This is a genomic window from Pseudomonas sp. NPDC086251 (assembly GCF_044746405.1).
Taxonomy (GTDB): Bacteria; Pseudomonadota; Gammaproteobacteria; order Pseudomonadales; family Pseudomonadaceae; genus Aquipseudomonas.
Genome location: NZ_JBIVBY010000002.1, coordinates 96,750 through 119,693 on the forward strand (window position 1 = coordinate 96,750; position 22,944 = coordinate 119,693).

Consider the following 22,944-nt stretch of genomic DNA (forward strand, 5'->3'; position numbering starts at 1 on the left):
TTACCAGCCAAGGGATGTGAACAAGGGCACGACTTGATCCAGCGTGTTCAATATCGCGTCGGGTTGATAATCCGGCAGCAATTTCCGACCGGTGCCGCGGTCGATCCAGACACAGCGAAAGTGCATGTCCCGGGCGGCGGTATGGTCCAGCGTCGGGCTGGCGCAGATATGCACCACCTGCTCGCGACTGACACCGAGCTGTTCATGAGCGTAGTCAAACAACCGCGGATTCGGTTTGTAGGCACCGGCCTGCTGAGCCGTGATAACCCGATCGATATGCCCGCCCAGTTGCGCGACATTGCCGGCGATGATGTCGTCATCGGTGTTGGACACGATGCACAATTTGAATCCCATGTCCTTGAGGCGCGCGAGTGTTTCGATGACCTCGGGAAACGGCGGCATCCGCGGGATTGCCGCCGCCAGGCGCTGACTGTCTTCGGGCGCGCTGGCCAGCCCCAATTCCTCCAGGGCGAGATGGAGGCCGAGTGTGCTCAATTGGCGAAACGAGCGATGCGGCGGGATCTGCTCCAGGCGATGTTCATGGCGGTCGTACACCTCGATCAGGCGCTCGACATCGACGGAATGATCGCCCTTGTCGCGCAAAATCTCGCCAGTCACCGCCTTCAAACCTTCATCCCACTGAATCAGCGTGCCGTAGCAATCGAAGGTCAGCCATTCGGGGCGCGGGGTGTTTTTGAGTGTCATGTTCGTATCCTCTGAAGGGTGGTCTTCAGATTACGAGCCGTTAGTGATAGTGTGAAATTATATTAATATCGACTCGTCAGTTGCAAAACAAATATCAAGGAGCGCCCCATGCTCGACCTCGAATTGCTCAAGACCTTCGTCTGCGTGGTCGATGAAGGCAGCTTCACCCGCGCGGCCGAGCGCGTGCACCGAACCCAATCGACCGTCAGCCAACAGGTGCGCAAGCTCGAAGAACTGGTCGGCAATCCTTTGCTGTTGCGTGATCGAACCGGGCAAAACATCAGCGTCACCGAGCATGGCGAACTGTTGATTCACTATGCGCGGCGCTTGCTCGCGCTGTCCTCGGAGGCGGTCGAAGCCCTCGCCAGCGACCTCGACCTGGAAATTTTGCGCATCGGCGTGCCGGAAGATTTCGACGCCCGGCGCATGGCGGTGATCCTCGCCGGGTTCAATCGGGCCAGGCCAGAAGCTCGCCTGGAAACCATCAGCGGCATGAGCACCGACCTCAAGCAGAAACTCGCAACGGGCGCCATCGACATTGCCTTGGTCAAGCGCGAGCCGGACAGCGGCCCGTGCTGGGCAGCCTGGCCGGAAGCGCTGGTGTGGGTCAAAGGGGCCGGTGTCGACTCCGCCAACGGAGTGTTGCCATTGGCGCTGTTTCCGCAGGGATGCATTTACCGCCAGCGGGCGATTCGCCTGCTGGACGTGGCACAGCGGCCATGGCGGGTTGCGTTCGGCAGCCATAGCCTGACAGGCATTCAGGCAGCGGTGGCGTCCGGTTTGGGCGTGTCGGTACTGCCCGCTTCGGCGGTGCTGCCCGAGCACAATGTGTGTACCGATCTGCCCGAATTGCCGCCGACGGAATTGGCGCTGATCAGCCGGGAGGGCGCGCTGACCGGATTGCAACGGGCGCTAGTGGAGTTTTTGCGCGAGGAGTTGAGCGAAGCTTGAACAAAAAGAATGGGCGCACTACGTACGCCCATTCCTGCTCGAAGATCACGCTTAAGGTGTGAGTTTTAAATGTGCGTTAACTCTCCCGTTTTTAGGATCGACGAACCAATACTCGTTATTGGCGACCTTCACCTGGCTGCATTCGGCGGGGTACCTGTTGGGTATGACGCAAACGACACCATTTTCCAGGGTCCATCGTTCTTTCTCGGGCGCGTTGGGCGTCATCTCGAACACATCGATTCCATTGGGTAAAAAACTGATCGAGTACGGATGACTGCCTTCTCGGGTAGTGCCATAGAACTTCTTGCCCACCAACGTGCCGTTGATTTGCCCATCATCAAGCGTCACCGCGGATGCCGGCACCGGTGGCGGTTCATAGGTGTTGCTGTTGGAGACACAGCCTGCCAAACAGATCATCAGGAGCGACGCGCCGAACTTTAATGAAGTCATGCCACACCTTCCTTGTTAGCGCCGGAAGAATGTCCGGTTAAATCAAAGCGTAGGCGACGCTGATGCAGGGCCCGAGGCAAGTGCCGAACGGTTGACGATTGCTTGCTTATCGCCGCCCTTTGTAGGAGCGAGCTTGCTCGCGAAGAACCTGAGAACGGTGCGTTAATTCAGCTTGTCCGAGTTATCGTTAACGACCATCGCGAGCAAACTCGCTCCTACAGATCGAGATGATTGCCAGGGCGGCCTTCAGATCAAGTTGTCGACATCGGCAAACGTTGCCCGGGGAATGAGCTCACCGGGAATCCTTGAGGAACCGGACAAGTTGTAAACCTGAAAATCTTCATTCACGACGTACTTCGACAAGATCTCGAACGACGGCAGGATTCTCGTATAGAAATGCTCATCGAGCAGGCAGGGTGAAACATATTGACCGGGTTCTTCGTAGAAGCGGCTCACTGACTGATTCAAGTCGACCCCGACCAGGAACACTTTAGTGAACCCCACGTGATAGGCGATCTGCAGAGCCAGGTAGGCCACGGTGCGGGAATCGAAAAAACCGCGTTTGAGGTTCTTGCTGAAACCGAGGGTTCTGTTGCGGCCATTTCCAAGTTTGCGACTACTGACGAGTTCTTTATCGCTCCTGAACACCATCTCACTCCAGGAGAACCTGGGCGCCCGGTTCAGAAAAAACAACTCGCCCTGAGGCGCAACGGGCGTATGCCAGATATGGCCAGCCGATAGCGCAACCCGCTCACTGATGCGCATGGCGTCTGAAAACAGCTCAGGTTGCTCTCGAGAAAAACCTTGATCAGTACAGGCATAAAAGAACGGTTTGACACCTGTCCCGATAAACATCGAGATCGCCCCGTTCATGGTGATCATCGGAATGTCTGCAAATTTCTCCAGCGGAAAATCTTTAGCGGACGCCCCCGAGGCAATGATAAATACCGGCCCCTTTCGAATGTTGCGGCACTCATCGAGGCTCCGCGCATGAAGCGGACCTTTGGAGAGCGGCGAGTGTATTTGCGCAACATCCATCTTTTGAATTCCCTATCCCATTGTGCAGATCCAACAAACTTTTCACATTGTGATAGTTTTCAACGGGTGAGCCAACCGCTTAACTTCCTCAGCCGCGAAATCTGCGACGAAGCGCAAAGGTTGATACAGAGCGTTTGCACCCTCGAGCCCAGGATACGCTGCACGTTTCGTACCGTTACTTGCCCTTGGCTTCTACTGGTTTTTTCCGGCGGCCACAGCGGGGAATTCTGACCGCCGCACATCCAGAACAGGCAACTCCGAAGGCAGGTTCAAACCTCGCAGTACAGCCGAGTCGTACCCATACACATCGGGCTTGAACACCACTCGACCATCGTTGCTCAAGTCCACCGTCCAGTAAGCCAACAGCACCGGCACTTTGACCGGGAGCCGGATGTTTTCAGTCTTGCCGTTGGCCAACTGCGCCTGAATTCCTGCACTGTTCCAGCGCACCGGGTCGTTGAACAACAACTCGACCAACTGCAGCGGATTCTCCACCCGGATGCAGCCGGAACTCGTGGCGCGGACTGACTTGGCGAACAACTCGCGATGCGGTGTGTCATGCAGATAAATCGCGTACTCATTGGGAAACCGAATCACCACTTGGCCCAGCGAGTTGTCTGGCCCGGCATCCTGTCGCAAGGTGAGGCCGCGCGCGTTGCTCCAATCAACGGTCGACGGGTCGAGCACGTTGCCTTCTCGGTCGATCACTCGAATACGGTTGGCAGCCAGGTAGCCAGGATTGCTTTGGATCTTCGGCAACATATCCTTGACGAGAATCGTCGGGGGGACGGTCCAGGTCGGGTTGAACGTCACGTAAGTAATCTCGGATTGAAACACCGGGGTACTGCGAAACGGTTTACCGACCTGCACCCGAGACCGCCAGATCGCTTTACCGTCGCGATACAGCGCCACTTTGTAGCCGGCGATGTCGACAATGACGAACGTGCCCTGAAGTTTGTACAACAACCAACGGGCGCGCTCCATGTTCACCCGGACCTGATCGATGCGCGCCTCGACCGGCACATTCAAGGCAGCCAGCGTCGTCGCCCCCGCCACGCCATCGGCGCCCAGGTATTGCTCGGCTTGATATTTCTTCACCGCGGCGGTGACGGTGGCATCGTAGTCCGTGCGTCGCTTCGCCTGCGGGGCCAGGTAACCGCCCACCGTCAAGCGGGCCCGCAACTGCGCCACCGCGGCGCTGTCCATGCCTGGCTTGAGCGACTCGCCTTCGGCAATTTTCGGCCAGCCGCCCATGTCCCGAACCCTGCGCAGTTGCGCCAGGCCTTGTCGCAGGCTGCCATAGACCGCCTCTTGTGGCGGCGCTTGAGCGAAGGCCCGCGCGACGTCGTGGGCATCGAGGGCGGCGAAGAAGGTGTTCATGTCTGCACGCGGATCCATGCCGACGGGGTCGAAGTTCCAATGGATGTCCAGCCGCGAAGGGTCGACCTTGCCACGCCGTAATTGAAGCAGCGCCGTGATGAAAGTCCGGGTTGCCGCTATATCGAAGTTTGCCCGTTGCGCCGCGGTGGGTGTCGTGGCCTGCATCGAAGCCCTGGTCGCCGCCAACTGATCTATATGAAAATCCGCAGGGTCCAGGCCATCGGCTTGGGTGTCACTCAGGCTTTTCAATAACTGAATGACATCGCTGTCGTTCTCCCACGCCGCGCGATAACCGCGATGCATATAGAAATCCATGACCACACGGTTCGGATCGACCCGTTGGTGGCGCGGGGAAGTGAGCAGCGGTGGAAACGCCGTACTCAATGGCGCAAGCGTTGCCTGAATCTCTTGGCCGACGATATCGTCGGCTGTAGCACCCGCCAGGCGAATAACCGGAGATACCGGCTCAATCGGCGAAGTTTCCGCTATCGCCGCACCGCTGATCAGAAAGCCCATAAAAAACGCGCGGCTTATGACGAATAACCTTGTGAATTGCCCCATGAATAATCCTTAATCCCCGCATTCAACGGCTAGCATCCTGCCCCACTGCTAGACTCGAAACATTAATGTGAGACTTACGTATGGCGCCAGTCCGCTTTCGCTTTTTGATCACGGCCCTGCTACTGACCTGTGTTTCAGTACCGGCAGCCTACGCTGATTCGCTCGAAGCCGCGCTGGTCAAAGCGGCTCCCGATGCCAACGCCAAGGTCATCGCCCTGGCCGTCCGCGCCTTCCAATGCACAAGGACTCAAGGCGCAACCCCTGCTCAAAGACTAGCAGTGATCGATTATTCGCTGCCTTCGACCGAACAACGCCTCTGGGTATTCGACCTTAAAAAGCGCAAATTGTTGTTCCACGAACTGGTCGCCCACGGTCGCAACAGTGGCGAGAACATGGCGGTCAAGTTCTCCAATCAGAACGAAAGTTTTGCCACCAGCCTCGGTTTGTACCGTACCCAGTCGAGCTATGTCGGGCAGAACGGCTACTCCTTGCGCATGGAAGGATTGGAGCCGGGTTTCAATGACAACGCCTTCGAGCGCGCCATCGTTATTCACGGCGCGCCGTATGTCAGCCCAGTGCTGGCGCGGGCGAACGGCCGGATCGGCAGAAGCCTGGGTTGCCCGGCTGTACGCCCTGCGATCGCCCATAAGTTGATCGATTCGATGAAAGATGGGCAGTTGCTGTTTTCGTACTATCCGGATCAACGCTGGTTGAAATCTTCTTCGTTTGTTAATTGTGGCGGGGCCACCGTGGCTGACGCTGGATCGAACAAAAGCTGATACTGAAAAAGGCGACCCATCCGTGGTCGCCCTCCTCTTACTTCCCAGTGCCCGCACCTGCGTCTAACATCCCCCGCTACACATCCATTACAAAAGCCCGACCACAATAATGAAAAACATAAACAGCACGATGCTGCTCGGTGGCTTGCTCGCACTATCGTTTGGCGTTCAGGCCCAGGACGGACCTTCGCATCTCGACACCGTCATGCAACAAGGCCAACTGCGCGTTTGTACGACCGGCGACTACAAACCCTATACCTCCAAAGCCGAGGACGGCGAATATTCGGGGATCGACATCGCCATGGCCCGATCACTGGCCGACAGCCTGGGCGTCAAGGTTGAGTGGGTGCAGACGACCTGGAAAACCCTGATGCCCGATATGCTGGCGGGCAAATGCGACATCGGTATGGGCGGGATCTCGGTCACGCTGGAGCGTCAGAAAAAAGCCTTCTTCAGCACCACGCTGGATGTCGACGGCAAGATCCCGCTGGTGCGCTGTGAAGATCAAGCGCTGTACCAGACCGTCGAACAGATCAACCAGCCTTCGGTTCGGCTGGTTGAACCGGCCGGTGGAACTAACGAAGCGTTTGTTCACGCCTTTCTACCCAAGGCGCAATTGCAGCTGCATGACAACGTGACCATCTTTCAGGAGCTGCTGGACAAGAAGGCTGACGTGATGATTACCGATGCGTCGGAAGCGCTCTACCAACAGAAACTCAAACCGGGTTTGTGCGCGGTCAATCCGACTCAGTACATGCAGTACGGCGAAAAGGCATACCTGCTGCCCCGAGACGACATCACCTGGAAGTTGTACGTGGATCAGTGGTTGCACTTGGCCAAAGTGACGGGCAATTACCAAAAAGTTCTGGGTCAGTGGGTAGCAACGCCTGCGTCCAAATAACACCCCCATGTAGCCGCTGGCGAAACCTGCGTTCGGCTGCAAAGCAGTACTCACTGCACAACGGCGGACATACCTCCGCCGTTGCCTCACACCTTAGTCGTGCAGCAATCCCGAGCTGTACTCACTAAAACTGTTCCCGATCGCACTCCCGCCAACGTTCAGCTTATTAGCGTTGTTAGAAGTGCGGCCATCAAACGATTGGCAGTCTTCTGAATAGCAAGTGCTGGTGCTCACGCCCGAACAGGCGCTCAACAGTACAGCACCGGTGATCAGCGCGACTTTGATGAGGTTCGAGATCATTTTTCAGATTCCTGGGGGCGGGAGCGTGGTGAGACGACCTTAAGTTCTGTGATCGTATGCCGTGGGGTCGCCAAACAATATGAAACCTTGCTGATCGACAGCATTGGTTCAGGTATGGCGGTTTCTTCAAGAGCCATCAAAATCAATCGCCACGCAATCCTGCCCATGGAATCCCAACCGCCGCGCTGCAGGACTCGCCCAACCCCACCGGCTCAATCCTGATAAACCCCCAACTTCCCAGCCTCACACCCTCTTTTGAAACGCCAATGCCCCCAATCACCGCCACACCCGCCAAGCTCTCCCGACACGGTTCCGGGTGACGGGCATTGTTTTCTCCATACAAAAAAAGCCCGCGACTAGGCGGGCCCTCCCTCACATGTGTTCCTATCTGGAACCTGCGCGGGTATTAATCTGACTCAAGAATCAATATGATTCAAACGATCCGCCCCCAGCGTCAGGCTGACCTACTGGAAAGCAATTACGACGTCGGATAGTTGCACCAGCAGCGAGGCTAGTCGTCCATGCTCGCGTGCCGGCAGGCATGTCGATGTTAACCACATCACCCCATATCTGGGCTGTGTCGTTTACTACCACCGCGGCGGGCTGATAAGTTCCACCACCACCCAAAACTGCGTCACCTCTATCGTTCTTGACAAACGTGCCGGCCAAAAGGCATCGTGAAGTACCAATATTTCGAATTGTCCCCCCATGGGATTCCTGGTACTTACCGCACACGTCAATACCGATACAGTCTTCATGCAACGTATAAGCATTACATGATTGCCCACCTGAACGACCGGTGTTATAGCTTGAGCAGTTGACGGTTAAAAACATAACTTTTTCTGCACCGTAGTTATTATGTACGTTGTAGCAGTCTGTCTGAGCTGCGCTACCGTGACAATTGAACAAAGCAATCAACCCATTAAATCCATTGCACGAAATGGATCGAGCGCTGGTGTTGACCACACCTCCGCCTTGTACCAATCGGACATTACTAAAAACACTGCATCCCGGAATCGTAGAGGGGCTGGAAACCAAGAAATCTACAACGGCATTGGTGTTAGCCCCCTCCAAATCCCATCCAGACTCGCCATCAATACCACCGAAGAAAATGTTTACGTGGGTGGTTACGACGTAAGTGGCACTTGCGCTGCGATAGGCGCGAGTGTTGGCGTTGGTCACGTTAATCCGATCAGATCGGTTAACAAAAACGTCGGTCCCCACAAGTGCCCAGCTATCTGGCGTCGAATTACACAGATCTGGAGTCGCAACGTTGCGCAAAGCCACATAATCGCCCCACTCATCGAAAGCCAGTCGATTGACTACCCGATCGCACGCGCCATGCGAGGTCAATTTAAAGCAGTTGGTGTATATCACGTCACGGGACGGCGCAGCATAGTTATCGAACGTACCGGTTGTCACTCGTCCGCCTGAGGCGACGAATGCGGTATCGACAGAGGGTATCACTGCAACCCCCGAATTAAATCGTGGGTTGTTAGTACGCGCGTAAGTTCCCGTTGCAACAATTACCTTGCACGGTTGCCCAGTGGCATTCGCTAGTGCTTGGGCCTTGCCGATAGACCGTACTGGCGCCCCCTCTGTCCCGGCGTTAGTGTCATTTCCAGTGCTATTATTGACATAAAATGTTGCGAAAGGCGCGGAAAGTGCAGTCGATTTCAATGCGAAGAGCTGTTCTGGAGTGTATCCCACGGATCCGTATTGTGGTGTCATCCCGAACGATTGCGTTAAAGAGATAGATAGCGGAAAACTTGTTTTATTCCAATTCAATCCCTCAGGTATTTCGACCGGATAGCCAAACGAAGAGCGATTTTGGCTGATAATTGAGACATCAAGATTTCCCATTTAAACCCCAATACATGATAATTACAAGCCGATCCAGAAAACCTTTGATTATTCGGATTGTCAGGAGATAGATGAGTATTCCGGAACTGGTGAAGTAAGCGTTATGCAGTCCTCATCAGCGCGTTGAGAAATTCAGATTGGATAACGGCTGTTAGCCTGCCAATACCCTATCCGAGAGAGCAAAACTTATGATTGCTTTACCCGCGGGCTCTGTCCATCCCTACCAAAGTTGTACCCGAAAGGCATGATGGCACAATTTCATCATCCCGGGCGAAGTATAAGCCGACCGACAACTAAAAGATCACTGACTAAAAATCACTGATCCACAAGGATTACTATTCAGTGCTCATCGCTCGAGTTACGATTTTATAAACACAGTGAGAAAATTATGCACATCCGTTAGAATTCGTCCGCGTTCATCCGGCACGGCCGGTCGTCAACCACTAAGTTTTAAGTCATACGATAGACCGTATAGAAGACGGCCTCTTAGCGGTCTACAGAATTAACAATCAGTACAACCAAGGCCTCGAGAAGCTTTTCTAGATATTCGTAAGCTTGGATAAGTGGGTTTCCCCACCCAGAAAGTAATCACACCGATACGTTACCAAGTCGAACGTTTCGCCTTTGGACGAAATTTTGTACCAAGCCCCGAAGTCATTTGTTTTTCTTGGGAAATACCGATAAAACCTCGTAATCATCCACACTCAAGACCTCCCGAAGTTTTGAGTGTGCCTGACAAGGAATAGCACCTGCCCCTTTTTAAAAATCCACAACTTGCATCGCCAGGATCAGCGGCAATTGATAGATTTGCTAGCTATCAGCGCTGCCAGCAGGCAGCGCCTTTGACCGGTATGTCGCTAGCTACTGGCACATTGGAACTTCGTAAATTCCTACAGCTTCTGCTGGTCAACTCCGACTCGGCCACCTCACCCGGGCAGGTCTCCTTGGGCGTGCTCCTGGCCTCGTCCGGTGGACGGAACTTTTCGTACTCGTCCAGAAATTTCCCAACTATCTCTCAGATCCTCACACCCTTGCGGCTCGCGCAATCAATATCGCCCGGCTTCCAGCTACCAGATCCGAATCGCAGCGTTTGCCCCAGGCTTGGGCGAACTGCTTGCGGTTGAAGGTCTGGCTTTCCTGATAAACTGTCTTGCCGTCCAAAGTGAACCGTATCTACGCCGTATCGGCTTTCGAGTTGGCCATACGCTTGCGTGATGTGATCGTACCCATTTCCAGCTGCTTCATTGCCGAATTTGCTTGCTAGATAAGCAAACGCCTTCGGAAAACAAGGAAAAATGGGAAAAACCGCTGTATAAAAGATCAGTATCAATGAACTTCGAGAAAGCTGAACCACCCGTAAACACTAACTACTCCCGTCCTGAACTGTCTCGCCGCTTTAGTGTGGCCCCGATGATGGATTGGACTGACAGACATTGCCGTTTTTTCCTACGCCTGCTGTCGAAAAACGCCCTGCTCTACACCGAAATGGTCACCACTGGCGCGCTTCTCAACGGCGACCATGAGCGTTTCCTGCGTCACAACGAAGCCGAACACCCGCTCGCCCTTCAACTCGGCGGCAGTGTGCCGCTGGACCTGGCCGCCTGTGCGCGCATGGCTCAGGAGCACGGCTACGATGAGGTGAATCTGAATGTCGGCTGCCCGAGTGATCGGGTGCAGAACAATATGATCGGCGCGTGCCTGATGGGGCATCCGCAACTGGTGGCCGATTGTGTGAAGGCGATGCGCGATGCGGTGTCGATTCCGGTGACGGTGAAACATCGGATCGGGATCAATGGGCGGGACAGTTACGAGGCGTTGTGCGATTTCGTCGGCACGGTACGGGATGCCGGGTGCACCAGTTTTACGGTGCATGCGCGGATCGCGATTCTGGAGGGGTTGTCGCCGAAGGAGAACCGGGACATTCCACCTCTGCGTTATGACGTTGCCGCACAGCTGAAGACGGACTTTCCGGAGCTGGAGATTATTCTCAACGGCGGGATCAAGACGCTTGAGGCTTGTCACGAGCATCTGCAAACGTTTGATGGCGTGATGCTCGGCCGTGAGGCGTATCACAACCCTTATGTAATGGCCGAGGTGGATCAGCAACTATTCGGCAGCTCGGCGCCGGTGATCAGCCGAGCCGAGGCGTTGGCGCAGTTGCGTCCTTATATAGCGGCGCATATCGCTGCGGGCGGCTCGATGCACCACATCACCCGTCATGTGCTTGGATTGGGCACCGGGTTTCCGGGGGCACGCAAGTTTCGGCAGTTGCTGTCGGTGGACATTCACAAGGCTAAAGAGCCTTTGGCATTGCTCGATCAAGCGGCCGAGTTGCTTGAAGGGCGTTAATGTTTAACCGCTCCTCTGCGACCAGGCTGCTTGTCCCGCAGCCTGGTGCACGTGTCAGAGCGCTGCAGCCTCGGTCCAGTTAACCCAACCAAACACCCACGTTGCCAGAATCAACAAGCCGAAGCCGATCCGGTACCAGGCGAACACGGCGTAACTGTGGCTGGCGATAAACTTGAGCAAACCGCGCACGGCAATCATGGCGAAAAAGAACGCCGTTACGAAACCCAGTGCGAACACTGGCAGGTCGCCGGCCTGGAACAGATCCCGATACTTATAGCCTGAATACACGGCGGCACCGACCATGGTCGGCATTGCCAGAAAGAACGAAAACTCCGTGGCAGCCTTACGCGACAGTCCAAACAGCAACCCGCCGATAATCGTCGATCCAGAGCGCGAAGTACCCGGAATCATCGCCAGGCATTGTGCGAAACCGACCTTAAGGGCGTCGGTCCAGCGCATGTCGTCAACATGGTCGACGTACACCACATGCTCCCGCTGCTCTGCCCACAACATGATGATGCCACCCACCACTAATGCCACCGCTACAGTGATCGGATTAAACAGATACTCATGGATCTTATCGGCGAACAACACCCCCAGGACCACTGCCGGAAGAAAACCGATTAATAGATTCAAGGTGAAACGTTGTGCATTGCGCTGGGTCGGTAAGCCGGTAACGATCTCGTGGATTTTGCGACGGAACTCCCAGACCACCGCCAGGATTGCGCCCAATTGAATGATGATGTTAAAGGCCATGGCTCGCTCACCGCCGAAACTGAGCAAGTCCGCGACAATAATCTGGTGCCCTGTACTTGATATCGGCAAAAACTCAGTCAGACCCTCGACCATCCCCAAAATCAACACTGTTATGGTCGTCCAAAGATCCATTAATCCCCCTCATCGATAAATACAAATACGCCAGCTTCGCTCTAGCTAAACGCCAACACGAAAGTAAAGCGCATTAGGCCGCTTAATAAAACTCCCTGTTATGAAATGTCCATGACCGAAACTACCCAGACGAACGTTATATAACAGTTAACATTGGAAAGTTCCGAGGCAAACAAGAGCAAGAACTCGCGCTTAATACCGCATTGTCCTACAACCTCATGCACCCCAATCAAAAAAATCAAGCAGCGGAAACTTTAGCGACATGCACGGTCATATTGATCCGAAAAAGCGGGACATCGGGGCAATAGATGGCACAATGCTATGCCATGTCAGCCCAGGAGAGTGCCGTAGATCATTCGGCACCCCGAACCACAGGAGCGCAAACGATCACGTCAGAAACACTAGCAATGTTAAAAAAAACGTAACGACAGCTTGAAAAATCAGTGAAATGTTACCAATTGTCAGTCACAAATGAGAATTGGTGCTTTAACATTCAAATGCCAGCACCCATCCGAGTCAAAGCATGATGCTTACAGGGAAATTAACGACTACAGGCCACAGCGACGCCAAGGAGGAGACAGGTATTCTCACCATCGGTCGGACCCATACGCTAGCTGAGGGCTTCAGGGAATTAGTCGCAAGCCACGTAGGCAAGGATATTGCCGTTGATGCAATGTGCTATAGCAACTCATTCAAAAAAAGCAAGAGCCATAATTCATACCGTGCAATCTTTATCGTTATTGACAGTCCACAAGCGTTTGCTGAAAGCCTTGCCCTGGTAGAAAACATTCGCGCCGATAATCTGGCGTCAATAATTTTTGTAGCCATCACGGGTAGAGGCACCTACAACAAGATGAAATACTATCTTGCCGGGGCCGACTACTGTGTTAACTGCGACACTTTTGCTGACGACAATACTGACGCACTGTCCGAGTTTTTTAATAGTCCAGAATGGCAAAAGAAGCACAACTTGCTCTTGGACCCTACTCGCATGTGCCTTATTGGCGACTATAAAAAGCTGGATGTATCGTTTGCAGAAATGAACATCCTTGAAGCTTTTTCGCAAACGAAAAACCAAATATTGAGCCATGATGAAATCGCCAGGATCATGGGGCTGAACATTAATTTTTATGACCCAAGAGCCTTGGAAAAATCGATTAGTCGCCTTCGCGGCAAAATAAAAGGCATGTATGGCACCAACGCCATTCAAAGTATTCGTGGGCATGGATATCGTTTAATCAGGGGTCTGATCTCGACCACCTGATTCTTAATGTAGAAGGGAGTTTCTGTATTATGAACGCAACAGGGAGCGTGCCAATCTACGATCACGCAGAGCATTACCTGTCTCGACAATTGATTCTCACTCGGGATGACTGCCCGTTTGGCAGCGAGATCAGAATACATTTTGACGACTCTGCTTCCGCGTCCTGCGCGCCGGCGGAGTATCAGATGAGTGAGATCTACAGTGAAGTACTGATGCAAACCAGGCTGATTGCCTTCTCGCTAAAAGAACGCAACACCCCTAATGCAAACAAATACTTAAGCCGTCGATTTGTTTGTGTAGGACAGTCTGATCTCGCCAACTCTGCACTCACAGAAGAGCTGATACAGGCCGGCGCTGCGCTGCGTGAGTTTGGCCAGACACTGGTTGTCGCGCTTAATGAACTTCCGCTGTCGGCAGTCAGTTTCGCTGACAAAAAGAAAATCCTTCACAACGTGTATCTATTGAAAGATCACGGTATAGAAATCGCATTCGACGATTACAATATCGACGATGAAAGTATCGAAATCTTTACAACCCTGAATTTATTCGACTATATAAAGATTTCCATTTCTTCTCTAGACTTGAGCCTCAAGCTCAGTGGCAACCCAGAATTATTCAATCGTCTTCACGAACGCATGACCATGCTCACTCACAACACAAAAGTCTCCTTTATAGCGGACAGAGTCGAGCATGCTGCTAGCCATATACTGGCACGCGCGTTACCTTTTGATTATTTCCAAGGGAGCCATTACTCCCCTGCCGACAACCTTTAAACTTTAACCAGGCGTGCACTGAAGGAGAGAGACATGGAAAGCAGCACAACCCTCCCCAGAAAATATTTTGTTGTTGTTACTCACAGTCCGGCATTACAACTCGAGCTCGAGGAGTTACTGTCCAGCAAGCGTTACAACTCGTTTGGCACCTCACAAGCAAAAATGTTTGTCGAGGGTGTTGCCCCCCACGCTTCCGCACCTAAGCTGTTGGAGTTTTTTTCACCGCACGTAGACAGAATGCTCCCCCCTGTTATCAAGCATGATACACAGCGCATACTTTCGACGTTTGAATCAGAGTGGCAAGCCGCTAACTCCAGCACACTTGCAGATGAGTCCAGAGATGACACCCGGGATTCCGTTCACAAGGTCGCCAAACCGCATTACCCCTATACCGAAGCCTGGCGGCTGAGTAATGGTAGTGGCGCTTTGGTCAAGGATGATATTGAGGTTGTCTTGACGGGACTGGAAGCCACACTGGTTGAAAAAATGCTACACCATGATGATCGCGTGGTGAGTAAAGACGATCTTATCCGGAGTATCGGCAGAGAACCCGAGCACTATCGGGGTCTGGAAATGTGCCTGAGTCGTTTGCAGGAAAAGTTCAAGAGTGCCAGCAACGGTGAGCGTCTTTTCCGAGCGGTCAGAAATCGTGGTTATTGCCTGATACAAAAAATCGTCCGAGCAAAAAGCCTTACCTGACTTAATGGGTTAATCGCTCCAGTAGTGCACAACAAAAATAAAAATGCACTCAACCCTCTTATCCTTCTGCCTCTCCCTCATCGCTACCTCCCCTCCTTCAGATCTTCACAAACCCACAGAATTATCGACCATTTATAACGCCGCCCATACCCCTTGCATAACAGCCAGATACACTAATCGATCGTTAAAAGTCGTCAGATAACACGCGCCCCAATAAATTAATCTATTCACTGATGAGAGCGCCGCTCGTTGGCGTTTCGCTCATCCACGCATCGCCATCTTATAAAAATAATAATACTTGCTTGATCAAATTTGGCTGTTGTCTGCCAACACGCGAATGGACGTATTTTGGGGATATCGCATGGTTAACAATCTTCGTATCAATCGAAATACCCCCCTCAAAGGACTGACTTTCTGGGGACAATGGGCACTTGGAATGGGCTTTGTCGTCGCCCTGTTATATCTGCTGGTTTATTACCAGACAGGCACGGTAGAGTTCTATTATCGAGTGTGTGCAATTCTAACGGTACTGGCATCGGTTCCCGCCTACTCATGGTGTGGCGTCTATGCAAAGAAGGATAATTTCCTGGTAGGGCTGGGAAGATTGTTGATGGGCTGGTTAATGACATTGGCAGCGCTAGCAATAGTCGCCTTTATCTGTAAGGCCAATGAACTGTTTTCTCGTCAAATCATCCTGGTATGGGCTGCTTGTGGCTACATTGGCCAGGCGCTGCTGTACGTCCCGCTGCATGGCTTTTCGAAGTACTACCAACGGTCACTTCAAAGTGAGCGCAAAACGCTAATCGTAGGCACTGGCGAACTGGCGATGGGATTGGCCAGGAAGCTTCGGACCCTCGAGCACTTCCCCTTGGTCGGCCTGGTAAGTTCCGACACGACGCCCTTGCTGGAGAAGGGTGCGCCACCGGTCGTAGGTCCGCAGGAGGAACTGCTTGAACTGATCAAGGCGCATGACATCCGACGTCTGTACATCACGCTGCCCTTGAGTGAAGCGGCAAAAATCGAAGCCATGTATGTCGACTTGCTGGATGCCAACGTTGATGTTGTCTGGGTTCCGGACCTGAACAGCCTGACGCTACTCAATCACTCGGTCAGTGATGTCGACGGTCTTCCGGCGATCTATTTGAATGAAAGCCCGTTGACCAGCCAGCCCACCGCCGCACTGAGTAAAAGCCTGCTCGATAAAAGCGTTGCACTGATGGCCATTATTCTTCTAAGCCCGTTACTGCTGATCATTGGACTGGCTGTCAAACTCACCTCTCACGGCCCGGTGTTCTTCAAGCAGGATCGTCATGGCTGGAACGGCAAAGTCATCAAAGTCTGGAAGTTTCGTTCGATGCGCGTGCATGACGATCACGAGGTTAAGCAGGCCAGTCGTAACGACTCGCGGATTACCCCGATCGGACGCTTTATCCGCCGCACTTCAATCGACGAACTGCCGCAGTTGTTCAATGTCCTGCAAGGTCATATGGCGCTGGTCGGGCCGCGCCCTCATGCCGTTGCGCATAACGACTATTACTCCGGCAAGATCCTCGCCTATATGGCTCGCCACCGAATCAAACCGGGAATTACCGGCCTGGCTCAAATCAACGGCTGCCGCGGTGAGACCGACACCATCGACAAGATGCAGAAACGCGTCGAGATCGACCTTAAGTACATCAATAACTGGTCGTTGTGGCTGGATCTGAAAATCCTGGTGAAGACACCCTTCACCTTGCTGTCGAAAGACATTTATTGACGGCAAAGACTCTAGTTGATTGCGCACCAGCAGGTTAATCAGGGGACGAAAGTCCCCTTTGCGTTTGGTCTGGTGCCAACTCAAGACCAAAAACTCGACAAGTAAGGAATACTCGGATGATCGCGAGTAAACAATATGCCAACCCCGCCTGGTACCTGATTCATTGCAAAGCCAAGCAGGATGAGCGCGCCGAGGAAAATCTGCAGCGTCAGGGTTACCAGTGCTATCGCCCGACTTATCGACGTGAACGCCTCCTGCGGGGCAAGCGACAAACGCACTGCGAGTCGCTGTTTCCAGGCTATCTGTTTATCCAGCTCAGCGGACACGACAATTGGGGCCCCTTGCGTTCAACGCGAGGCGTATTGAGGACAGTCAGTTTCGGCGGTCAGCCGGTGGCGATTGCCGATGAAGTGATTGGGCATCTTCAACTACGCGAGAGCGAGCCGTCTGCACAACCGCTGCTGACACAGGGTGACCTGGTGCGTATCAATCAAGGGACTTTTGCAGAGTTGGAAGCGCTATTTCTGGCGATGGATGGTGATGAACGGGTTGTACTGCTGATGAACTTTCTGCAACGCGAACAGCGCGTCAAGCTGCCACTGTCGAGCGTCACCAGACTTTAGGAACACGAGGTCGCCGCACATAAGCGACTTCCAAGCGGTGCCGCACTCCCCTCTCCTCACACTGCCTTTCTGACTGACTGCCAAGCAACCTACAGGGCTTACTCGCCCTGTAGGTCGTCAACCTCACTCCGTGATCTTCTCAAAGTTACGATAGAACAGATCACTGTCGCGGCTATCCGTCATGCTGTGCAACAAATAACTGCGATTAAGTTTTGCACCACCGTCCCGGGTCAATGGTGCCCAGACGATATTGGCGCGACGCATCGTCGACACGCTCATCAACTCGTCGAACGGGATGGAGATGTAGATGCCTTTGTCGAAACTACCTTCGCCATACTCTTCTTTAGTGGCCGTTGTCAGCGTGACCCAGCCACCAAAACGCACACCGTTGCGGAATTCACGTGACAGGTCGACCGTGGTGCCCCAATCGCGCGCCAGGTAACGTCCAACACTAACGGCCGCCTGGGCATCGAAAGGTAAATCGGTATAGCCAGTGATGTGGCCAGTGACGGTCGAATAGTCACGCAGACCAAATCCCTGATCAAAGTCGCGCTGGCGAACATAGTTCAGATCGGCACCGACAGACCAGCGTTGGCCTGCAGGGCGAAAGAGCACCTCACCACCGACACCGGCAAACATGGACTCCAGATAGCCCCCGTAAACCATGCCGTACAAGTCTTTATCCAACTGCTTGGCGTGGTTCAACTGAAACGTCGGCATCGTGACGTCGGAGGTCGTCAAATACTTGCGTAGATCCGTGCGTACCCGAGGCAAGCCACTGGGTGCGTCGTACGTGAACTTGTCATAGTTATTCAACAAGTTGACGCTCAGCAAACCGCTCCACCAGGTATTACGAGTGAAGCGATATTCAGCGTCCGCATCGGCCGTGACCTGATAGAGCAAACCATCGGGGCCACCGATGTTCTGCTTGTAACCCAGACCCAGACCATAAGAGAAAGGATCTCGCGTCGCGGTATAGAGCGTGGTCTCAGTGTGCGGTACCGCGGCGTTGACCTCGGTAGCGCGATGCAAGTCTTGTAGAGGTTCTTCGTTTTTGACCACCTCGCGAAAGGTTTCGCGAGGGACACTGGTTTCTTCCAGCGGCATGTCATATCGCTTATTCACCAAAGTGAACCAATCGATATCGTCATTGACGCTATTGTCCAGAATCCGGCTGGCCCGTCCCACGGCTTTCGCCGAATAGAAGTAACGCGACTGCTCACCGTACACCAACAACTCAGAGCCACGCTGTGTGATGCGCTCCACTTTATAACCGGCATTGTTCTGCAGTCGGTGGGACACATTGGCCCAATTGACCTGATCCGCAGGGGTGACAGGCGCCCGAGCTGGAAGAGGTTCTGCCGGCGGATCATAGGTTTTTGTCGGCGTCTTGCGGTTAGAAAAGTTAGTGTGAAGCGTGATGCCAAACATGGCGGTATTGCCACGTTCCCAGGCAGCGCTGAGGTCAACCGAGTCGGTCAGTTTGAAAACTGCGCCAATGTTGATGGGCGAGTCTTGCTTGATGACATTATCGAGTGGTTCGTTTTTATAATCGTTGCCTTCGTATTCAGCCTTCAAACTGAGTGGTGCCCAAGGTGTCTGATAGGCGACACCACCGAACAAGGATGGCGATCCTCTAAAATAATTCGCATTGAAGTCACCTGTCCCTTCGGTGTCAGGTCGCGTATCAAAGCGGTCATCGACCCACCCAAGTGGGTTATCAAAATCGCCTCGACTCCCCATATAACCCCAAGCGACACCGGCGCTGAAGTCAAAATTTCCAAAGCGTTTGTTGGCTACAAAATACTCGCTGGAAAATAACCCCGTACCACCGATGTCCTGAAAACCCAACGCCACTTGAGGAAGCCAATGGCTTTCCTGCCACAAACGAATTTTGCCGTCGACTGCCTTGTCTTTATAGCTTTGACTACCGCTGAGGGATTCGGGTCCGTAGGATCGATTGGTAATAGCTGTATAGCGAAAAGAACCCTCAAGCCAGTCAAAAGGCTGTAGTGAAAGACTGTAACGACTATAGGGTTCGGTTCGGCTGGCGTTGATGCTAAGTTCACCGGCCGGCGCCATACGTGCAGTGGGTGTTTGTAACAAGCCCACACCACCGAAATCATTCTGGGTATATCGCGGCTCTCCATGAGCTAAACCACAAGGCAACAACAGGACTGCTGCAAAACGTAACTTCAAGGGGCCACCTCGGCCACAGGTTGAGTGGCGAGGAATTCGGCCAACTGCTGGTTGAGTTCGGGTGTGGGCGGGTCAAGATCATCGCTCTTGATTGGCACCAGGATCTTGCTGCCTGCGGCGGGCCAATGCCCCTCTTCCCGATTCCACAGTGCGATACCAATCCGTTGGGTGTGGCCATCGGGCTGGATGATCCAAAGGTAATCCGCCTCAGCGTCGGGCGAAGCCTGGCAGGAACGCACATAATCAAGGGCTTCTTGCGTCGCTAGATAAGGCAACCGGCAAGGCGTGGCGACCGCTCCCAACACTTCCACCGAATCAGGCCGAAGCGGATAGACAAGCCGATCGCCGTCATTAAGACGAGCGTTTAGAGCAAATCCGACCTCAACGGCAATAGGGTCAAGTACCGCGACTTGACGCCCGGTTACCGGTAACCGGCTGACTTCCCTGGACAGGAGATCCGCCAAGGCAGCGCGGGCAGGTTTGTCATATAGCAGGGCGCTACGCTGCAGCACTTTCAGATCAAACAATACGCCGACTTTCAACCGCTGCTGCTCTTCCAGCAAAGGCTGGCGCAACCACGCAGCACCTAACCAGTAACTTTCGGCGTTTGGTTGCGCAACGGTAATGATATCCAGCAAACGCGCCCCCGGTTCAATTTTGTATTGTCCCGGACTGCGAACATCACCACTAACGGTGACATCTGCATGACTCAGACCTGAGCTGACTAATAGCAAACCCGCTAATACTATGTTCAGACGCTTCAATTAATAGCTCCCTGCTTAGAACGCAACTGAATGACCTTCAGGGAAATTTGAGGCGTTATATGTTGCTGGCTCTGAAGAATTAAACCGTCGCGTGGTCTGATCCAATAATGATTGACCGCCTGGAAATCTATTTCTGGGGCATCGATGCGTTCATCTATACGAAGCAAGGCATACGTCTTGTCCATAATTTTGATGTCCTCGATGCCTACTTGCGTAAACCGGCTGTTCAAGGCGATCCCGACACGGTAGCCGTCATAGATATCGATCCGACGAGTGCTGCTATAACCATCGGGCAGTAGATGCAATCCCCGCTTGAACGGCGACTCACCCTCCCAACGGGTACCATCGAGATTGCTACCGAGACCAACGCTGCGCACAATCAAACCGTCGCGCATCAACAATACCTGCTTACCGGAGGCGACCCAGAACTGCAGGTCACCTCGCTGGCGAAGCATCGCCATGACGCCCTCGCTGGAAGACGTTGTGACTTTAATCTGCGGATAGGGAACGGCGTCCACCTGAGCCTGGGTCAACTCCAAAGAGTCTGGCCCCGCAGTGGACGCTTTAAGCGTGTCGAAAGAGGCCTTCATCAACGGATTACACCCGCACAAAATGAAAGCCATCGCCAAGTAGACGCTGCTGCGTAAAATGTTCACCGGAAGCCTTTACCCTTAGTCGCTTATATTGTTTTTCGCCGATGCTCCTATACCCACGATGGATGCAGATGGAAGCAACTGGCTGATAAAGCGATTCCAACGGGTAACATTGGCAGGCCCGACATAGACTACGTCCTGCGCTTGCACATCGAAACGTGTTGCTAATGCCATTGCAGAAGGCGAGGAGGCTTCGAGTTGGAAAATCTTAGCCGGTTCTTTATCCAGATTTTCTACACCCCTAATGACGTAAACGGCGTTGCCATTAGAAGTCGTCTGATTCAAGCCCCCTACCGTTCCCAGCACATCGGACAAATTCATGGTTTTGGTTTTGAAGCTCAATGCCCGGGGTTGGTTTACTTCACCCATCACATAGATCCGCTTGCGGTCATTGTAAGGAACATACAACTGGTCACCCGTCTGAAGGTAAACATTGGGCAACTGGGAATTGTTCTGACGGCTTAGCGCATCCAGATCCAGTTTATATTCACGACCGCCACGCGTAAGGACCAGACCCGAAAGGTCAGCATTCAGCGGATCGATACCGGCAGCACCCACAGCTTCCACGACGCTCAGTGGTGTAGTGGTGAGTGGTTGCTGCCCTGCCCGGATGACCGCACCAGAAACAACGATTCTCTGGCTGGCGAAGCGCAATACGCTGACGTCTACTTGCGGGCTCTCAATAAACTGCGACAGCCGACTGGAAATATGGTCGCGCAGTTCTTCAATTGTTTTACCTGCCGCTGCGACATTACCAACATAAGGATAAAAAAGACTGCCATCAGGGCGAACGAGGCGCCCATTCGCATCGATCTGCTGCTGTGGCCCTGAAGGCGCCGTTAACTCCGGATGGTCCCAGACAGTAATAAACAGTAGATCATTGGCACCAATCCGATAACTGGTGGGTGAGTAGTGCAATAGTTCGTGTGCAATGACCTCACCCACTTTCGTGGCCGCGTCCATGGCAATCAATTTAGGGGTGATCGGAATTAGCTCGACACGACTGTTCTCAGACGCCCCATCACGTACGATTTGACTGGTGTCCATATGTTGGCCGGGAGAAAACATACAACCCTGCAAAGTAATACTTGCCAGCACGGCAACAGAAAGATTTCGTATCATATTGGCACTACGTTAGTTAAGAGCTCACCCAAAAAGACAAGGTCACACAGGTAGCCCTGCGTGACCTTGTCCAAAACGCTACTGCAATTTCAATTAGTAGTTCCGGTGGTGCCAGTGGTACCGGTCGTACCACCAGTACCGCCATTGGAACTACCGCCACTATTAGACGCAGCTACCACACCCGCGACCACTGCAGCGCCGATCAGCAAACTTGTACCAACAGTGACTGAACCCACTACCGGAGTGCTCAGCGTAAGCGGCTCTTCTGCCGCGATTACTGAAGTACTCAAGACAGTCAACAGCGTGACAGCAAAAAGCTTTTTCATATCAGACTCCTTCTCTAGTTACAGTGCTGGAAACCAGGCACCTAAACGAAAGAGTGAACAGCCACCGACAATATAATCATCAAACGACTGTGACCGCTCCCCTTTTTACCTTCTGTAGATCATCTCACTGAAAGATCACTGATACCAGTGATCGCGCCAGGCTCGAACACTCACAAAGACCAAAGGTTAGATTCATGAAGCAGTGTTATCTTGCGTTTTCCTAGGAAACTCAGCAAGTTATTGGGGTTTTAGACTTGATTTGTCGAATTCTAACAATCAACGGCAGAACGCACTGTTAATAAATGTCGGGCTCGCAAGGCTATATAAACCCAAGCATCATCGCCATAGGAGGCACTAGAACAATCACGCCCGTCAAATTGACCAGCGAGGCGCTGAGGAAAATAGGCGCGAGCCTCTCTAGCATGCCAGAAGACTCATCGCAACGTTATTTTTACAATAGAAACAGGTACTTAGCTGCTTAACCCAATAGAGATAACTGTTATTTTTGGTCAACAAAAATACTGCCGTCTCTATGAAAAATCATGTTAGAAATTAAGCCCAATTGAGACTGTATAAAGAACACCTCTCTAGTAGCATGAC

Annotated in this window: 21 protein-coding genes; 9 read left to right on the forward strand and 12 right to left on the reverse strand. The window is 53.1% G+C overall.

Annotation, left to right across the window (positions count from 1 at the left end):
- Complete coding sequence (locus ACIPL2_RS04920; RefSeq protein ID WP_401353530.1) at positions 1 to 705, reverse strand: haloacid dehalogenase type II; 705 nt, start codon at positions 703 to 705, stop codon at positions 1 to 3.
- 108 nt (positions 706 to 813) lie between these two features.
- Here ACIPL2_RS04920 and ACIPL2_RS04925 point away from each other — a divergent pair, with 108 nt between their 5' ends.
- Positions 814 to 1,656, forward strand: coding sequence for a LysR substrate-binding domain-containing protein (locus ACIPL2_RS04925; RefSeq protein WP_401353532.1), 843 nt, complete (start codon positions 814 to 816; stop codon positions 1,654 to 1,656).
- 51 nt (positions 1,657 to 1,707) lie between these two features.
- On the opposite strand, the gene ACIPL2_RS04930 is transcribed toward ACIPL2_RS04925, so the two are convergent.
- The 3 genes from ACIPL2_RS04930 to ACIPL2_RS04940 all read right to left on the reverse strand — a co-directional run bounded on the left by ACIPL2_RS04930 (position 1,708) and on the right by ACIPL2_RS04940 (position 5,085).
- Positions 1,708 to 2,106 (reverse strand): hypothetical protein, encoded by a 399-nt coding sequence (locus ACIPL2_RS04930; RefSeq protein ID WP_401353534.1) that lies wholly within the window; start codon positions 2,104 to 2,106, stop codon positions 1,708 to 1,710.
- 246 nt (positions 2,107 to 2,352) lie between these two features.
- Complete coding sequence (locus ACIPL2_RS04935; protein ID WP_401353536.1) at positions 2,353 to 3,144, reverse strand: lipopolysaccharide biosynthesis protein; 792 nt, start codon at positions 3,142 to 3,144, stop codon at positions 2,353 to 2,355.
- A gap of 192 nt (positions 3,145 to 3,336) precedes the next feature.
- Positions 3,337 to 5,085: a murein L,D-transpeptidase gene (locus ACIPL2_RS04940; RefSeq protein ID WP_401353538.1), complete on the reverse strand. Its 1,749-nt coding sequence runs from the start codon at positions 5,083 to 5,085 to the stop codon at positions 3,337 to 3,339.
- Positions 5,086 to 5,165: 80 nt separating this feature from the next.
- Here ACIPL2_RS04940 and ACIPL2_RS04945 point away from each other — a divergent pair, with 80 nt between their 5' ends.
- Positions 5,166 to 5,864, forward strand: a complete 699-nt coding sequence (locus ACIPL2_RS04945) for a murein L,D-transpeptidase catalytic domain family protein (RefSeq protein WP_401353540.1) — start codon at positions 5,166 to 5,168, stop codon at positions 5,862 to 5,864.
- Between the two features lie 109 nt (positions 5,865 to 5,973).
- Positions 5,974 to 6,765, forward strand: a complete 792-nt coding sequence (locus tag ACIPL2_RS04950; protein WP_401353542.1) for a transporter substrate-binding domain-containing protein — start codon at positions 5,974 to 5,976, stop codon at positions 6,763 to 6,765.
- Between the two features lie 93 nt (positions 6,766 to 6,858).
- Here the strand turns inward: ACIPL2_RS04950 and ACIPL2_RS04955 are convergent, their stop codons facing one another.
- Entirely contained in the window at positions 6,859 to 7,065 is a 207-nt protein-coding gene (locus ACIPL2_RS04955) for a hypothetical protein (RefSeq protein WP_401353544.1), read from the reverse strand.
- A 423-nt stretch (positions 7,066 to 7,488) separates the two neighbouring features.
- Positions 7,489 to 8,928 (reverse strand): DUF1565 domain-containing protein, encoded by a 1,440-nt coding sequence (locus ACIPL2_RS04960; RefSeq protein ID WP_401353546.1) that lies wholly within the window; start codon positions 8,926 to 8,928, stop codon positions 7,489 to 7,491.
- A gap of 1,329 nt (positions 8,929 to 10,257) precedes the next feature.
- Here ACIPL2_RS04960 and dusA point away from each other — a divergent pair.
- Positions 10,258 to 11,277: a tRNA dihydrouridine(20/20a) synthase DusA gene (dusA, locus tag ACIPL2_RS04965; RefSeq protein WP_401353547.1), complete on the forward strand. Its 1,020-nt coding sequence runs from the start codon at positions 10,258 to 10,260 to the stop codon at positions 11,275 to 11,277.
- A 54-nt stretch (positions 11,278 to 11,331) separates the two neighbouring features.
- Here the strand turns inward: dusA and ACIPL2_RS04970 are convergent, their stop codons facing one another.
- Positions 11,332 to 12,165 (reverse strand): undecaprenyl-diphosphate phosphatase, encoded by an 834-nt coding sequence (locus ACIPL2_RS04970; protein WP_401353549.1) that lies wholly within the window; start codon positions 12,163 to 12,165, stop codon positions 11,332 to 11,334.
- Between the two features lie 523 nt (positions 12,166 to 12,688).
- Here ACIPL2_RS04970 and ACIPL2_RS04975 point away from each other — a divergent pair.
- From ACIPL2_RS04975 to rfaH, 5 genes are all read left to right on the forward strand, one after another.
- Complete coding sequence (locus ACIPL2_RS04975) at positions 12,689 to 13,429, forward strand: winged helix-turn-helix domain-containing protein (protein WP_401353551.1); 741 nt, start codon at positions 12,689 to 12,691, stop codon at positions 13,427 to 13,429.
- Between the two features lie 185 nt (positions 13,430 to 13,614).
- Positions 13,615 to 14,202 (forward strand): EAL domain-containing protein, encoded by a 588-nt coding sequence (locus ACIPL2_RS04980; protein ID WP_401353553.1) that lies wholly within the window; start codon positions 13,615 to 13,617, stop codon positions 14,200 to 14,202.
- A 33-nt stretch (positions 14,203 to 14,235) separates the two neighbouring features.
- Positions 14,236 to 14,901: a transcriptional regulator gene (locus ACIPL2_RS04985; RefSeq protein WP_401353555.1), complete on the forward strand. Its 666-nt coding sequence runs from the start codon at positions 14,236 to 14,238 to the stop codon at positions 14,899 to 14,901.
- A 361-nt stretch (positions 14,902 to 15,262) separates the two neighbouring features.
- Complete coding sequence (locus ACIPL2_RS04990; protein WP_401353557.1) at positions 15,263 to 16,657, forward strand: undecaprenyl-phosphate glucose phosphotransferase; 1,395 nt, start codon at positions 15,263 to 15,265, stop codon at positions 16,655 to 16,657.
- Between the two features lie 116 nt (positions 16,658 to 16,773).
- On the forward strand, positions 16,774 to 17,280 hold the full coding sequence (gene rfaH, locus ACIPL2_RS04995; RefSeq protein WP_401353559.1) for a transcription/translation regulatory transformer protein RfaH: 507 nt from the start codon (positions 16,774 to 16,776) through the stop codon (positions 17,278 to 17,280).
- A gap of 123 nt (positions 17,281 to 17,403) precedes the next feature.
- Here rfaH and ACIPL2_RS05000 read toward each other — a convergent pair whose 3' ends face one another.
- The 5 genes from ACIPL2_RS05000 to ACIPL2_RS05020 form a co-directional block, all read right to left on the reverse strand.
- On the reverse strand, positions 17,404 to 19,479 hold the full coding sequence (locus ACIPL2_RS05000) for a YjbH domain-containing protein (protein WP_401353561.1): 2,076 nt from the start codon (positions 19,477 to 19,479) through the stop codon (positions 17,404 to 17,406).
- A complete protein-coding gene (locus ACIPL2_RS05005) occupies positions 19,476 to 20,243 on the reverse strand; it encodes a capsule biosynthesis GfcC family protein (protein WP_401353563.1) in 768 nt (255 codons plus the stop codon). The genes ACIPL2_RS05000 and ACIPL2_RS05005 overlap by 4 nt, the downstream gene beginning before the upstream one ends.
- Entirely contained in the window at positions 20,240 to 20,899 is a 660-nt protein-coding gene (locus ACIPL2_RS05010; protein WP_401353565.1) for a YjbF family lipoprotein, read from the reverse strand. Before ACIPL2_RS05010 ends, ACIPL2_RS05005 begins: the two co-directional genes overlap by 4 nt.
- A 15-nt stretch (positions 20,900 to 20,914) precedes the next feature.
- The gene (locus ACIPL2_RS05015; RefSeq protein WP_401353567.1) at positions 20,915 to 22,018 is read right to left on the reverse strand and encodes a polysaccharide biosynthesis/export family protein; all 1,104 of its coding nucleotides are present in this window, start codon (positions 22,016 to 22,018) and stop codon (positions 20,915 to 20,917) included.
- An 89-nt stretch (positions 22,019 to 22,107) separates the two neighbouring features.
- Positions 22,108 to 22,344 (reverse strand): hypothetical protein, encoded by a 237-nt coding sequence (locus ACIPL2_RS05020; protein ID WP_401353569.1) that lies wholly within the window; start codon positions 22,342 to 22,344, stop codon positions 22,108 to 22,110.
- Positions 22,345 to 22,944: the final 600 nt, after the last annotated feature.

What these genes read in the sequence shown, in the direction of transcription:
- ACIPL2_RS04920 (WP_401353530.1), bottom strand. Translation starts at nt 705, where the DNA reads ATGACACTCAAAAACACCCCGCGCCCCGAATGGCTGACCTTCGATTGC.
- ACIPL2_RS04925 (WP_401353532.1), top strand. Translation starts at nt 814, where the DNA reads ATGCTCGACCTCGAATTGCTCAAGACCTTCGTCTGCGTGGTCGATGAA.
- ACIPL2_RS04930 (WP_401353534.1), bottom strand. Translation starts at nt 2,106, where the DNA reads ATGACTTCATTAAAGTTCGGCGCGTCGCTCCTGATGATCTGTTTGGCA.
- ACIPL2_RS04935 (WP_401353536.1), bottom strand. Translation starts at nt 3,144, where the DNA reads ATGGATGTTGCGCAAATACACTCGCCGCTCTCCAAAGGTCCGCTTCAT.
- ACIPL2_RS04940 (WP_401353538.1), bottom strand. Translation starts at nt 5,085, where the DNA reads ATGGGGCAATTCACAAGGTTATTCGTCATAAGCCGCGCGTTTTTTATG.
- ACIPL2_RS04945 (WP_401353540.1), top strand. Translation starts at nt 5,166, where the DNA reads ATGGCGCCAGTCCGCTTTCGCTTTTTGATCACGGCCCTGCTACTGACC.
- ACIPL2_RS04950 (WP_401353542.1), top strand. Translation starts at nt 5,974, where the DNA reads ATGAAAAACATAAACAGCACGATGCTGCTCGGTGGCTTGCTCGCACTA.
- ACIPL2_RS04955 (WP_401353544.1), bottom strand. Translation starts at nt 7,065, where the DNA reads ATGATCTCGAACCTCATCAAAGTCGCGCTGATCACCGGTGCTGTACTG.
- ACIPL2_RS04960 (WP_401353546.1), bottom strand. Translation starts at nt 8,928, where the DNA reads ATGGGAAATCTTGATGTCTCAATTATCAGCCAAAATCGCTCTTCGTTT.
- dusA (WP_401353547.1), top strand. Translation starts at nt 10,258, where the DNA reads ATGAACTTCGAGAAAGCTGAACCACCCGTAAACACTAACTACTCCCGT.
- ACIPL2_RS04970 (WP_401353549.1), bottom strand. Translation starts at nt 12,165, where the DNA reads ATGGATCTTTGGACGACCATAACAGTGTTGATTTTGGGGATGGTCGAG.
- ACIPL2_RS04975 (WP_401353551.1), top strand. Translation starts at nt 12,689, where the DNA reads ATGATGCTTACAGGGAAATTAACGACTACAGGCCACAGCGACGCCAAG.
- ACIPL2_RS04980 (WP_401353553.1), top strand. Translation starts at nt 13,615, where the DNA reads ATGAGTGAGATCTACAGTGAAGTACTGATGCAAACCAGGCTGATTGCC.
- ACIPL2_RS04985 (WP_401353555.1), top strand. Translation starts at nt 14,236, where the DNA reads ATGGAAAGCAGCACAACCCTCCCCAGAAAATATTTTGTTGTTGTTACT.
- ACIPL2_RS04990 (WP_401353557.1), top strand. Translation starts at nt 15,263, where the DNA reads ATGGTTAACAATCTTCGTATCAATCGAAATACCCCCCTCAAAGGACTG.
- rfaH (WP_401353559.1), top strand. Translation starts at nt 16,774, where the DNA reads ATGATCGCGAGTAAACAATATGCCAACCCCGCCTGGTACCTGATTCAT.
- ACIPL2_RS05015 (WP_401353567.1), bottom strand. Translation starts at nt 22,018, where the DNA reads ATGATACGAAATCTTTCTGTTGCCGTGCTGGCAAGTATTACTTTGCAG.
- ACIPL2_RS05020 (WP_401353569.1), bottom strand. Translation starts at nt 22,344, where the DNA reads ATGAAAAAGCTTTTTGCTGTCACGCTGTTGACTGTCTTGAGTACTTCA.